The organism is Burkholderia cenocepacia, assembly GCF_014211915.1.
In the GTDB taxonomy this organism is placed as follows: Bacteria; Pseudomonadota; Gammaproteobacteria; order Burkholderiales; family Burkholderiaceae; genus Burkholderia; species Burkholderia orbicola.
Genome location: NZ_CP060040.1, coordinates 2,755,435 through 2,767,748 on the forward strand (window position 1 = coordinate 2,755,435; position 12,314 = coordinate 2,767,748).

Consider the following 12,314-nt stretch of genomic DNA (forward strand, 5'->3'; position numbering starts at 1 on the left):
GGGTGTTTAAAGTTTGTCCAGAATTGGATAAATAGTCAATGCACGGATGACGCGGCATGGGCGCCGGACTTCGCTCACCACCCGTAGAAGCGCGGCCACGTCTGCGCGGCGCCGTCGTGGCCGATCGCCTGGTAGTCGGGATGTTGCGCGCCGGTGGCGCACGCGTGATTCGGCAGGATGCGCAGCCGCGTGCCGATCGGGAATCGCTGCGCGATGCCCGTATCCGGCGTGCCCACCCGCGACACGGTCCCGTGCTCCTGGTTGGCGGCGCTCAGCAGGTAGTCGCCGAGCACGTCGCCGGCTTCGGTGCAGATTTGCCCGTAGCCGAAATCGCGCGCCTGGCGCTGCGTGCCGCGGTCGCGGCTCATCGCCATCCAGCCCGCGTCGACGATCGCCCAGCCTTTCTCTTCCTGATGACCGATGACGGTGGTCAGCACCGACAGCGCGATGTCGGACAGTTCGCACACGCCGACGTTGTGCATCACGAGGTCGAACATCACGTACACGCCGGCGCGCACTTCGGTCACGCCGTCGAGCCGTTCCGCCGCCAGCGCGGTGGGCGTCGACCCGATGCTCACGACCGGGAAGGGCAAGCCGGCGGCCCGCAGGCGCTCCGCGGCCCGCACGGTGCGGCTGCGCTCCTGTTCGGCGATCGCGGCCAGCGCCTCGGGTGTGTCGTATTCGTAGCTGGAGCCCGCGTGAGCGAGCACGCCGCCGAGCAGCATGCCGCCGTCGGTCAGCGCGCGGCCGACGTCGATCAGCAGGTCGGCGTCGGGCGGGATGCCCGAGCGGTGGCCGTCCACGTCGACCTCGATCCACACGTCGAAACGTTCGCCGTGCTCGCGCCCGAACGCGGCGATCGCGTGCGCGGCCGGCAGGCTGTCGGCGACGATCTTCAGGTCGCAGCCTTGGCGGCGCAGCGCAAGCGCCTGGCCGAGCTTGGCGGGCACCATGCCGACCGCATAGACGATGTCGCGGATGCCGTGCGCGAAGAACTGCTCGGCTTCCTTGAGCGTCGACACCGTGATGCCCTGCGCGCCGGCCGCGATCTGCGCGTCGACCACTTGTCGGCATTTGGTGGTCTTCACGTGCGGCCGGAACCGCACGCCGAGCGCGTCCAGATGCGTTTGCATGCGGGCGATGTTGCGCTGCATGCGAGCGACGTCGATCAATGCGGCGGGGGTGTTGAGGGTGTGAAGGTCCACGATGCGTCCGATGGCGAAGTTGTCGATGCGGACACTGTAGGGCGGTTGGCGCGCGTCGTGTTTAATGCAGGGCTAATCTGCCATTAAATCGAATTTAAGGCTCACGCCTTGCCCCGCCACGGTGGCGGATCGAGAAACTGCCGCGCGGCGTCGAGAAACACCCGCTGCCGCGCGGAGCGGCCGGTACGCGAGGGCAGCAGCGCCGTCACCGGCGCGGGCGGCAGGCTCCAGCCGGGCAGCAACCGCACGAGCTTGCCGTTCGCGAGCAGTGGCGCGACGTCCCACTCGGAGCGTTCGACGATGCCGAGCCCGGCCAGCGCCCATTCGGTGATGACGGTGCCGTCGTTGGACGACAGCGCGCCCGTGACGCGGATGACGGTAGACCGCCGTGATTCGCCCTTGACGCCGCGGCCGGGCGAGAAGCGCCAGCGCGGGATGTCTTCGTCGTTCTCGCGCAGGCACAGGCAGTCGTAGCGGGTCAGGTCGGACGGATGATTCAGGTCCTTGAGGCGGCGCGCGTAGCCGGGGCTCGCACACAGGAAGCGCTCGTTGGGCGCGAGCGGATAGCCGATCCACGAAGACGACTTGAGGCTGCCGACATGCACGACCACGTCGGCCCCCGATGCGCTGGTCAATGGGCTCTCCGACAGGTGGAGCGAGATTTCGAGCTTCGGATGCGCGCGCTGCACGTCGCGCACGATCCGCGCGACGTACTTGCGGCCGAAACCGAGCGGGGCGACGACGCGCAGCGTGCCCTGCACGTCGCCGTGGTCGCCCGTGATGTTGATTGGCAGCGCCTCCACGCGCTCGAGAATGCCGACGGCTTCCTGGTACAGCCGCTGCCCTTCGTCGGTCAGCGCGATTCCTTTCGGCTGCCGTACGGCGAGCCTCGCGTTCAGCCGTGCCTCCATTCGTTGCAGGCGAATCGTGACCGCGGGCGGCGTGAGGTCGAGCAGCCGGGCGGCAGCGGCCAGGGAGCGCGACGTGCCGATCGCGCGGACGAGTCGAAGGTCGTCGAGGTCGAGCATTTCTTGGCTCTTAATGCAGAGGGTGTCGAGCATTAAACCGCAGATTGCGCGGGGAAGCCATCGACGTGGCGTGGAGCGGCTGCGATGAGGATGACGGGAATGCACCCGCTTCCTTCGCCGGATACATCGACGATCGTGACGCCGGCTGTACGCCCGCCTACGCATCCAATCCGAAAATCAGCGACCGGTGTACGCCCACCCCCGCCGCCACGCCGGATGCCGAGGCGAACGTCGCATTCGTCATCAGGCTCGACGCGTCGCCGGCCGCGTACACGCCGGCGACGCTCGTCTGCTTCCATGTATCGACGCGAATCGCGGTGCCGAGCGGACCTTCGTCGAACGCGCAGCCGAGCTGCTGCGCGAGGTCGCTCGCCATGTCGGTGCGCGCGCCGATGAACAGTGCGTCGATCGGCACGGCTTGACCGTCGGCGAGCCGCAGCGCGTCGATACGCGGCGCATCGCCGAGGATCTCGACGACTGGCGAGCGCTCGATGCGTACGCCGCGTGCTGCGAGCAACGCGGCTTCCTCGTCGTTCGCTTCGACCACGCCCTGCGTGAACCACGTCGTCGGGCCCCAGTCCGGAATCAGGATCGCCTGATGGACCGACAGCGGATGCGTGGCGAGCACGCCGAGCCGCTGGCCGCTCACTTCATATCCATGGCAGTACGGACAATGCAGCACGCTGATGCCCCAGCGTTCCGCGAGCCCCGGCAGCGCCGGCAGTTCGTCGCGGATGCCGGTCGCGAGAATCAGCCGGTCGGCGCTTGCGCGGCTGCCGTCGGCCAGCGTCACGTGAAAGCGTCCGTGCGCGTCGCGCTCGGCAGTGCGCGCCTCGCCTTCGATGCGCTGGACGGTCGGATACGCGGCGAGTTGCGTGCTCGCTTCGGCGACGATCCGCGCGGGCGGCTTGCCGTCCTGCCCGAAGAAGCCGTGCGCGTGTTCGGCAAAACGGTTGCGCGGCCGGCCGGCGTCGATCACGAGCACGCGGCGGCGTGCCCGCGCCAACTGCATCGCGGCCGACAGCCCCGCGAAGCTGCCGCCGATCACGATCACTTCATGACGGGAATGCATGCATCAACTCCTTTCTGAACCTGCGTGAATGACTCATGTGCTCCGGGGTCGGCCAACTCATGAAACACGAGAAGTTGCATGATAGGGCGATGGTATCATTCATGCAACTTCAGAAGTTTCGAGAGAAGGGAGCCCCGCTTGTGAGAACCGACAGCCGTTTGTCGCGCATGCTGCATGCGCTGATCCATATGGACCAGGCCGACGGCCCGCTGACGTCGGAGACGATCGCGACGATGCTGTGCACGAACCCGGTCGTCGTGCGGCGCCTGCTCGGCGGGTTGCGCGATTGCGGCTACGTGCAGTCGGAGAAGGGGCACGGCGGCGGCTGGGCGCTGAGCGTCGCGCTCGACGACATCACGCTGCTCGACGTCTATCGCGCGGTGGGCGAGCCGCCGCTGTTTTCCGATCTGGTGCCCGAGGACGAGCCCGAATGCCTGGTCGAACAGGCGGTCAACGCGCATCTGTCGGCGACGCTGAAGGAGGCCGAAGCGTCGCTCCTGGCACGCTTCGGCGAAGTCACGCTCGGCATGCTGTCGCGCGATTTCGAAGCGAAGGCGGCGCTGCGGGGGTACACGCGCTGACGTGGCGCAGCATCCCGATCGAGCGCGCCTGACATGCAATCCGACTCGCGATCCGGCGCGGCCGAAACCGCCGCGCCGCCATGTTCTGTCCCCAACTTCTGCCCGGTTCGCCCGCCACAGGGCAAAATACGGGTTTTCCGCACCCGCGAGGGCGCGTTCGAATCACGCGCCGGGCGGCGCCGGTGCGCATGCCGCACGCCGCCGCCGGGCGCCAAGGCAAGAAACGCTCGCCGTGCTGCGAGCCCACAGGAGTCCAGACCCCATGCCCGAATCCAACCTGTCCTTTTTCGGCCGGCTGTCGCTGGCCGTCGGCACGTTCTTCTCCGTGCTCGGCAATCGCGAGTTCGCGGCCGACGTACTGCGCGTGCGCGATGGCGCGCCGGCACCCGTTGCACCCGTCCCGGCCCCGACCCCGGCGCCCGCTGCCGCGCCCGTCGCACCCGCGCCGGTGAAGGCGCCGGCCCCCGAGTTGCGCGAAGCGAGCCCGCAGGCCGCCCTGCAACTGCTCGGCCTGCTGCAGCGCGATGCGCGCTTCATCGATTTCGTCGAGGAAGACATCGCCGGCTACGCGGACGCCGACATCGGCGCGGCCGCGCGCCTCGTGCACGACGGTTGCCGCGCCGCGCTGCGCGAACACTTCACGATCGTGCCGGTGCGCGATGAAGCCGAAGGCAGCCGCGTGACGCTGCCCGCCGGCTTCGACGCGACGGCCGTGCGCGTGACCGGCAACGTGGTCGGCTCCGCGCCGTTCACCGGCACCGTCAGCCATCGCGGCTGGCGCGTGTCCGACGTGCGCCTGCCGAAGCTGACGGGCAGCCACGACGCATCGGTGATCGCACCGGCGGAGGTGGAACTGTGAGCGATCCGCGCTATTCGATCGGTATCGATCTCGGGACGACCCATTGCGCGCTGTCGTACGTCGACAGCAGCACGAGCGACGGCGAAAAGATCGTGCAGCAGGTGCTGCCGATCGCGCAACTGACCGCGCCCGGCGCGCTGGAATCGCGCGACCTGCTGCCGTCGTTCCTCTACCTGCCGCATGAAAGCGAACTGACCCAGGGCGACCTGACACTGCCGTGGACGGCCTCGCGCGCGTTCGCGGTCGGCGAGATGGCGCGCACGCGCGGCGCCGGCACGCCGATCCGCCTCGTGTCGAGCGCGAAGAGCTGGCTGTGCCACCCGGGCGTCGACCGCCGCGCGGCGATCCTGCCGAGCGATGCGCCGCCGGAAGTGGCCCGCGTGTCGCCGCTGGAAAGCTCGATCCGTTATCTCACGCACCTGCGCGAAGCGTGGGACCACGCGCATCCCGACGCGCCGTTCGCCGACCAGGACGTGACGGTTACGATCCCCGCGTCGTTCGATCCGGCCGCGCGCGAGCTGACGGCGGAAGCCGCGCGGGCCGCCGGCTACTCGCGGATGACGCTGCTGGAAGAGCCGCAAGCGGCGCTCTACAGCTGGATCCAGAAGAGCGAAGGCGGCTGGCGCAAGCAGGTGCAGGTCGGCGACCTGATCCTGTGCGTCGACGTCGGCGGCGGCACGACCGACCTGTCGCTGATCGCGGTGGTCGAGCGCGACGGTAATCTCGAACTGCATCGCGTGGCCGTCGGCGAGCACATCCTGCTCGGCGGCGACAACATGGACCTCGCGCTCGCGCACGTGGTCGCACGCAAGCTCGCGCAGCAGGGCACGCAGGCCGATCCGTGGCAACTGCGCGCGCTGACCTACGCGTGCCGCTCGGCGAAGGAAACGCTGCTGTCCGACCCGACCACCGACGCGGTGCCGCTCGTCGTGCCGAGCCGCGGCTCGAAGCTGATCGGCGGCTCGATCCGCACCGAGCTGACGCGCGCGGAACTCACGCAGACGATCCTCGAAGGCTTCTTCCCGCAAGTCGATGCGGCCGCGCGCCCGGTGAGCCGCGCACGTGTCGGCCTGACGCAGCTCGGCCTGCCGTATGCGCAGGACGCCGGCATCACGCGCCATCTCGCGGCGTTCCTCGGCCGCCAGGTCGCGGCGCTCGACACGCTCGAAGGCGTGCAGCGCACGCTGCCGCAGGGCGCGACGTTCCTGCATCCGACCGCCGTGCTGTTCAACGGCGGCGTGTTCAAGTCGACGCTGCTCACGCAGCGCGTGCTCGATACGCTCAACAACTGGCTCGCCGCCGAAGGCTCGCCGCCCGCCCGCCTGCTCGAAGGCGCGGATCTTGATCTCGCGGTCGCGCGCGGCGCGGCGTACTACGGCTACGTGAAGCGCGGCCGTGGCGTGCGCATTCGCGGCGGCACGGCGCGTGCGTACTACGTCGCGATCGAATCGGCGATGCCCGCGGTGCCGGGGCTCGAGCCGCCGGTGCAGGCGCTGTGCGTCGCGCCGTTCGGGATGGAGGAAGGCTCGGACGCGGCGCTGCCGCCGCAGGAGTTCGGCCTCGTCGTCGGCGAACCGGTGCAGTTCCGCTTCTTCGGTTCGTCGGTGCGTCGTCAGGACCAGGTCGGTACGCTGCTCGACTACTGGTCGCCGGAAGAGCTGCAGGAGCTGGAGGAAATCCAGGCGACGCTGCCCGCCGAAGGGCGCACCGTCGGCGAAGTCGTGCCGGTGAAGCTGCATGCGCGCGTGACCGAAGCCGGCACGCTCGAACTCGAGGCGATCCCGAGCGGCACGAACGAGCGCTGGAAGGTCGAGTTCGACGTGCGCGGCGCCGCCTGAGCGCGATGAAGCGTTATACGGTCGGCATCGACCTCGGCACGAGCAATACGGTCGTCGCGTACGTCGAGGCCGGTTCCGACGCGATCCGCGTGTTCGACGTCGAGCAACTGGTCGGTCCCGGCGCGGTGGCCGCGCAGCCGCTGCTGCCGTCGGTGCGCTACCACCCGGCGGCGGGCGAGTTGCCGCCGGACGCGCTGCGGCTGCCGTGGGCGGCTGATCCGAAGGTAAACACGAAGGCGAACGCGGCCGATGCGCCGCCCGCCGTGATCGGCCGCTATGCGCGCACGCTCGGCGCACAGGTACCGGGCCGGCTCGTGTCGAGCGCGAAGAGCTGGCTGTCGCACGCCGCGGTCGACCGGCTCGCGGCGATCCTGCCGTGGGGCGCGGCCGATGGCGTCGACAAGGTGTCGCCGGTCGATGCGAGCGCGAGCTATCTCGCGCATGTGCGTGACGCGTGGGACGCGCATTTTCCCGATGCGCCGCTCGCGAAGCAGGACGTGATCCTGACGGTGCCCGCGTCGTTCGACGACGGCGCGCGCGCATTGACCGTCGAGGCCGCGCGGCGCGCGAAGCTGCCGGCGCTGCGGCTGCTGGAAGAGCCGCAAGCCGCGTTCTACGACTGGCTGTACGGCCAGCGCGACACGTTGCGCGAGACGTTCGCCGCGGCGCGGCGCGTGCTGATCTGCGACGTCGGCGGCGGCACGACCGACCTCACGCTCGTCGACGTCGCGCCGGGCGATGATGGCGAGCCGACCTTTACGCGCGTCGGCGTCGGCAACCATCTGATGCTCGGCGGCGACAACATGGACCTCGCGCTCGCGCGCCTGGTCGAGTCGCGGCTGACCGAGCCCGGTACGCGGCTGTCGGCCGCGAGCCTGTCGCAACTCGTCGAGCGCTGCCGCGCGGCGAAGGAGCGGCTGCTCGGCGACGACGCGCCGGCGTCCGTCACCGTCACGCTGCTCGGCGCGGGCAGCAAGCTCGTCGGCGGCGCGCGTTCGGCCGAGCTGACACGGCAGGAGGTCGAGCAGATCGTCGTCGACGGGTTCTTTCCGCGGGTCGAGGCCGGCGAATTGCCGCGCCGTACGCGCGCGGCGATCATCGAATTCGGCTTGCCGTATGCGAGCGACGCGGCCGTCACGCGCCACGTCGCCGCGTTCCTGAACCGTCATGCGGAAGGCCCGCTGCCGGACACGCTGCTGCTCAACGGCGGCGTATTCCGCGCGGGCGCGCTCGCCGGCCGTCTCGCGCAGACGCTCGGTACGTGGCGCGGCGCACCGCTCGACGTGCTGCACAACGCGCATCCGGACGTGGCCGTCGCGCGCGGCGCGGTGGCCTACGGGCTTGCGCGCGCCGGGCATGCGCCGCGCATCGGCGGCGGCTCCGCGCGCAGCTATTTCCTCGTGCTCGACGATGGCGACGGGGGGGTCGCGCGCGGCGTCTGCCTGCTGCCGCGCGGCGCGGAAGAAGGCCGCGAGATCCATCTCGACGATCGCACGTTCGCGCTGCAACTCGGGCAGCCGGTGCGGTTCCACCTCGTATCGACGGTGGCCGACACGAAGTACCAGCCCGGCGATCTCGTCGATCTCGACGGCGGCGATTTCGTGCGGCTGCCGCCGATCGCGACGGTCGTCGACGCGAAGGCGGGCAGCGACGCGCGCGAAACGCCGGTGAAGCTCACCGCGTCGCTGACCGAGGTCGGCACGCTCGAAATGCATTGCATCGCGACCGACGACGCGGCGCGCCGCTGGCGGCTCGAATTCCAGTTGCGCGGCGATGCACCGGTGCAAGGCGACGATGCGGCGCCCGCGCGGCATCCTCGGCTGGATCAGGCGCTCGAGTTGATCGAGCGTTCGTTCGGCAGCAAGGCCGCGGGCGTGACACCGAAGGACACGCGCCGGTTGCGCGCGCAACTGGAACAGGTGCTCGGCGCGCGCGAAGAGTGGGACGTTGCGCTCGCACGCGAACTGTTCGACGCATTGCTCGCGCGGGCGCGGAGGCGCCGTCGTTCGGCCGATCACGAGCGCGCGTGGCTGAATCTCGCCGGATATTGCCTGCGTCCGGGTTTCGGTCATCCGCTCGACGCGTGGCGCATCGAGCAGCTGTGGCCGTTGTTCGACGACGGCATTCAATACGTGACCGACGCGCAGGTGTGGTCCGAGTGGTGGACGCTGTGGCGGCGCGTGGCCGGCGGCCTCGACGACGACGCGCAGACGCAGGTGCGCGACGCGATCGCGTTCCTCGAACCGTCCGACGACAAGCGGCGCAAGCTGCCGTTCGATCCGGCCAAGGTCGGGCCGGCCGACATGACGCGGTTGTCCGCGTCACTCGAGCGGCTGCCCGTCGAGCGCAAGGTCGAGCTGGCCGAGCGCCTGATCGCGCAATTGCAGAAGCCGGCCGATCGCGCATTGTGTGCGTGGGCGCTCGGGCGGATTGGCGCAAGGCGGCCGTTCTATGGCAGCGCGCACAGCGTCGTTCCGGCGGATGTCGTCATCGGCTGGCTCGATGCGCTGTTCGCGCTCGACTGGAAACAGGTCGAGCCGGCTGCGTTCGCGGCTGCACAGATTGCGCGGATGACCGGCGACCGCTCGCGCGATTTGCCGGACGATACGCGCGAGGCCGTCATCAAGCGCCTGTCGGCCGCGAATGCATCGGCGGCGTGGATCGACATGGTTCGTGAAGCGATCGCGTTCGATGAAGCCGATACGGTGCGCGTGTTCGGCGAAACGCTGCCGGCCGGGTTGAAGCTGCTGGGCGATTGAGCGCAGTACGGGATGCTTCGATCTCGTTCGCAGGTCGAAGCATCCGGTCGACGTCGCACCAACCATGGCGCGACGTCGACGCTCGTTTCATTCAGGCGTGCGATACCGACACCGCTTCGCGCCGCTTTTCCTCTGATTCGATTTCCACGCCGTCATGCGCCGCCGCCGAACGCCGCGCAAGATGAATCCCCGCGAGCATGCAGCGCACCGACCCGCCGGCCAGTTCGATCGTCGGCACGTCGAGCGGCAGCAGTCGCGCGGAGCGTTCGATCGTCACGCGCTGCTCGCCGGTGAGACAGTCGAACGCGCGCCGCGACAACGCGAGCACGCGCCCATTCTTCCCCGACAATTCCAGCGTATTGCCCGCGAAATTCGCGATTTGCGACGGATCGAGCGCAATCACCGCGCGCCCCGTTTCGCTCAGGCGTTGCGCGATCTCGCCACGGCGGCGGCTGTCGGCGATCAGGTCGAGGCCGACCATCGCGAACTCGGTCGCGACGCTCATCATCACGTTCGTGTGATAGATCGGCCGCCCGTTCGCATCGGCCGTGTCGAAGCAGATCGGCTCGAAATTGAAGTGCGTGCAGAAGCGTTCGAGCGCGACCGGATCGGCTCGGCGCGAGCGCGCGGTGTACGCGATCCGTGCGACGTGGTCGAGCACCATCGCGCCGGTGCCTTCCAGGAACACGTCGTCGTATTCGAGGCCCGAGTAGTCGATCACGTCCTGCACGCGGTACTCGGCCTTCAGCATTTCAATGACGTCCGCGCGCCGCTCGCGGCGGCGGTTCGGGCTGTGCATCGGATACAGCGCGACATGGCCGCCCGGATGCGTCGAGAACCAGTTGTTCGGGAACACGGAGTCGGGCGTGTCGCGCTCGCCGTGGTCGTCGAACACATGCACGCGCACGCCCGCATCGGCGAGCGTCTGCGCGGCGGCCGTGACTTCGTCGCGCGCGGCGGCCGATACCGACGACGTGTCGTGCGAATCCTCAGCGGCCGTGCGCTGGAACGCGTTGTCGGCCGCGGTCTGCGGGTTCGGCAGGAAGCGGTGCGGCCGGATCATCACGACGGCGGACGGCGCCTGGATCGATACGAGATTCATGAGGGGCGGGAGCGAAGGGCAGGAAAACGGGCGGCGTACGGGCCGCCCGCGCATGACGGTCAACGCGCGAACGCGGCGACGGCTTCGGTCACGAACGCCGTGTGGCCGTGCGCGATCGCGGCCGGGTCGTCGATCAGCGCGAACAGGTTCTTCGGATCGACGGCCGGCGGAATCAACGCGATCTCGACACCCGCGTTGTGCTGCTGCGCGAGTGCGTACAGGTAGCGCAGCGCCGAGTAATCCTCGAGCGCGAAGCCGACCGAGTCGAATACCGTGACTTCGTCCGCACGTTCGCGGCCGGTCGTCTCACCCTGCAGCACGCGCCACAGTTCGGTCACCGGGAAATCGGCCGGCATCTGCTGGATCTCGCCCTCGATGCGCGACTGCGGCTCGAATTCGACGAACACGCGGCCCGCGCGCAGCACGCCCGCTTCGAGTTCGGTCTTGCCCGGGCAATCGCCGCCCACTGCATTCACATGCATGCCGGGCTCGATCATGTCGGCCGTGACGATCGTGGCAAACGCCTTGTCGGCGGTGACGGTCGTCACGATGTCGGCGCCGTGCACCGCGTCGGCGGTCGAGGCGGCGCGCACGATGCGCAAGCCGGGGTACGCGGCGAGGTTCCGCACGAGCTTGTCGGTCGCGTGCGAATCGACGTCGAACACGCGGATTTCGTCGATGCCGAGCAGCGTGTGGAACGCGATCGCCTGGAATTCGCTTTGCGCGCCGTTGCCGATCAGCGCCATCGAGCGCGCATCGGGCCGCGCGAGCACCTGCGCGGCGAGCACCGACGTGGCGGCCGTGCGCAGCGCGGTGGTCAGCGTGAGTTCGGCGAGCAGCAGCGGGTAGCCGGTATCGACTTCGGCGAGCGCGCCGAACGCCATCACCGTGTGCATGCCGCGCGCCGCATTGACGGGGTGGCCGTTCACGTACTTGAACGCGAACAACGACGCGTTCGCCACAGGCATCAGCTCGATCACGCCGTCGCGCGAGTGGCACGCGACGCGCGGCGACTTGTCGAAATCGGCCCAGTGCAGGTAGTCGGCGCGCAGCGTGTCGACCAGTTCGCGCAGGAACGTCGTGACGCCGGTTTGGGCGATCAGGCGGGCGGTGGCGGGAACATCGAGGAAGCGAGTCATCGGTCTGTCTCCATATTCGGTGCCGGTACGGGGGCCGGCGTTCTGGTCGACCGGGCGGGGCTTCGGCGCGAATCCGGGCTTCCTGGAAAGGCAGCGGCGCGGCGGGTCGGCCGGTCGATGGAGTCATTATTTCCGCGAGTCGAGCCAACAAAAAGACGGCAAAAGTGGCAGATTTATCGATAGACTTGGCAAATTGCCAGCCCGTTCCGGCAATTTGATCAATTCAAGCTGGCCGGCATGCGCCGCCTCCGGCACGCTGGCGGCCGGTTCACGTTCAACAGGAAAGCCGTTCATGATCACGCTCGACGACGTCGACCGTCAGCTCATCGCACTGCTGCGCGACAACGCGCGATTGCCTGTCGTCGCGTTGGCGAAAGAATTGCGCGTGGCGCGCGCAACCGTGCAAAACCGGCTCACGCGGCTCGAGAAGAACGGCGTGATCGTCGGCTATACGGTGCGGCTCAAGCCGGCTGCCGAACGGCACCGGATTCGCGCGCTGATGTCGATCGCGGTGCAGGGCAATCGCGGCGCGGAGGTGGTGAAGGTGCTGCGCGGGCATCCGAACGTCGCGTCGATCCACAGCACGAACGGGCGCTGGGATCTCGTCGCCGAACTGCATGCCGATTCGCTCGAGCACTTCGATCGTGTGCTCGGCGCGATTCGCTTGATCGACGGGATCGCCAATACCGAGACGAGCATCCTGTTGTCGACGCACAAGGCGTGACGCAGGC

General features: G+C 69.0%; 11 protein-coding genes. 5 read left to right on the forward strand and 6 right to left on the reverse strand.

Annotated elements, in window-relative coordinates; all coding sequences use genetic code 11:
- Positions 1 to 74: 74 nt before the first annotated feature.
- The 3 genes from SY91_RS28750 to SY91_RS28760 form a co-directional block, all read right to left on the reverse strand.
- Positions 75 to 1,205, reverse strand: coding sequence for a DSD1 family PLP-dependent enzyme (locus SY91_RS28750; RefSeq protein ID WP_043887484.1), 1,131 nt, complete (start codon positions 1,203 to 1,205; stop codon positions 75 to 77).
- A gap of 101 nt (positions 1,206 to 1,306) precedes the next feature.
- Positions 1,307 to 2,266 (reverse strand): LysR substrate-binding domain-containing protein, encoded by a 960-nt coding sequence (locus SY91_RS28755; protein WP_043887483.1) that lies wholly within the window; start codon positions 2,264 to 2,266, stop codon positions 1,307 to 1,309.
- Between the two features lie 124 nt (positions 2,267 to 2,390).
- Positions 2,391 to 3,305, reverse strand: coding sequence for an NAD(P)/FAD-dependent oxidoreductase (locus SY91_RS28760; protein ID WP_023476123.1), 915 nt, complete (start codon positions 3,303 to 3,305; stop codon positions 2,391 to 2,393).
- A gap of 140 nt (positions 3,306 to 3,445) precedes the next feature.
- Between SY91_RS28760 and SY91_RS28765 the strand changes: the two genes are divergently transcribed.
- From SY91_RS28765 to SY91_RS28780, 4 genes are all read left to right on the forward strand, one after another.
- The gene (locus tag SY91_RS28765) at positions 3,446 to 3,886 is read left to right on the forward strand and encodes an RrF2 family transcriptional regulator (RefSeq protein WP_006479723.1); all 441 of its coding nucleotides are present in this window, start codon (positions 3,446 to 3,448) and stop codon (positions 3,884 to 3,886) included.
- A gap of 262 nt (positions 3,887 to 4,148) precedes the next feature.
- Positions 4,149 to 4,745: a DUF2760 domain-containing protein gene (locus tag SY91_RS28770; protein ID WP_023476122.1), complete on the forward strand. Its 597-nt coding sequence runs from the start codon at positions 4,149 to 4,151 to the stop codon at positions 4,743 to 4,745.
- The gene (locus SY91_RS28775; RefSeq protein WP_023476121.1) at positions 4,742 to 6,583 is read left to right on the forward strand and encodes an Hsp70 family protein; all 1,842 of its coding nucleotides are present in this window, start codon (positions 4,742 to 4,744) and stop codon (positions 6,581 to 6,583) included. The genes SY91_RS28770 and SY91_RS28775 overlap by 4 nt, the downstream gene beginning before the upstream one ends.
- Before the next feature lie 5 nt (positions 6,584 to 6,588).
- Complete coding sequence (locus SY91_RS28780; protein WP_023476120.1) at positions 6,589 to 9,342, forward strand: Hsp70 family protein; 2,754 nt, start codon at positions 6,589 to 6,591, stop codon at positions 9,340 to 9,342.
- Positions 9,343 to 9,433: 91 nt separating this feature from the next.
- On the opposite strand, the gene ctlX is transcribed toward SY91_RS28780, so the two are convergent.
- The 3 genes from ctlX to SY91_RS28795 form a co-directional block, all read right to left on the reverse strand.
- The gene (gene ctlX, locus SY91_RS28785; RefSeq protein ID WP_023476119.1) at positions 9,434 to 10,444 is read right to left on the reverse strand and encodes a citrulline utilization hydrolase CtlX; all 1,011 of its coding nucleotides are present in this window, start codon (positions 10,442 to 10,444) and stop codon (positions 9,434 to 9,436) included.
- Positions 10,445 to 10,503: 59 nt separating this feature from the next.
- Positions 10,504 to 11,583 (reverse strand): ornithine cyclodeaminase, encoded by a 1,080-nt coding sequence (locus SY91_RS28790; protein WP_043887482.1) that lies wholly within the window; start codon positions 11,581 to 11,583, stop codon positions 10,504 to 10,506.
- Positions 11,584 to 11,709: 126 nt separating this feature from the next.
- Positions 11,710 to 11,877 carry a hypothetical protein gene (locus SY91_RS28795; protein WP_155123361.1) on the reverse strand — a complete coding sequence of 56 codons (168 nt, stop codon included), beginning with the start codon at positions 11,875 to 11,877 and terminating at the stop codon, positions 11,710 to 11,712.
- On the opposite strand from SY91_RS28795, the gene SY91_RS28800 reads away from it, so the two are divergent.
- Positions 11,876 to 12,307, forward strand: coding sequence for an Lrp/AsnC family transcriptional regulator (locus tag SY91_RS28800; protein WP_006479718.1), 432 nt, complete (start codon positions 11,876 to 11,878; stop codon positions 12,305 to 12,307). The genes SY91_RS28795 and SY91_RS28800 overlap by 2 nt on opposite strands.
- The last annotated feature ends 7 nt before the right edge of the window (positions 12,308 to 12,314 follow it).

Coding starts and splice junctions, on each gene's coding strand:
- SY91_RS28790 (WP_043887482.1), bottom strand. CDS start 11,583: ATGACTCGCTTCCTCGATGTTCCCGCCACCGCCCGCCTGATCGCCCAA.
- SY91_RS28760 (WP_023476123.1), bottom strand. CDS start 3,305: ATGCATTCCCGTCATGAAGTGATCGTGATCGGCGGCAGCTTCGCGGGG.
- SY91_RS28770 (WP_023476122.1), top strand. CDS start 4,149: ATGCCCGAATCCAACCTGTCCTTTTTCGGCCGGCTGTCGCTGGCCGTC.
- SY91_RS28800 (WP_006479718.1), top strand. CDS start 11,876: ATGATCACGCTCGACGACGTCGACCGTCAGCTCATCGCACTGCTGCGC.
- SY91_RS28795 (WP_155123361.1), bottom strand. CDS start 11,877: ATGAACGGCTTTCCTGTTGAACGTGAACCGGCCGCCAGCGTGCCGGAG.
- ctlX (WP_023476119.1), bottom strand. CDS start 10,444: ATGAATCTCGTATCGATCCAGGCGCCGTCCGCCGTCGTGATGATCCGG.
- SY91_RS28780 (WP_023476120.1), top strand. CDS start 6,589: ATGAAGCGTTATACGGTCGGCATCGACCTCGGCACGAGCAATACGGTC.
- SY91_RS28755 (WP_043887483.1), bottom strand. CDS start 2,266: ATGCTCGACACCCTCTGCATTAAGAGCCAAGAAATGCTCGACCTCGAC.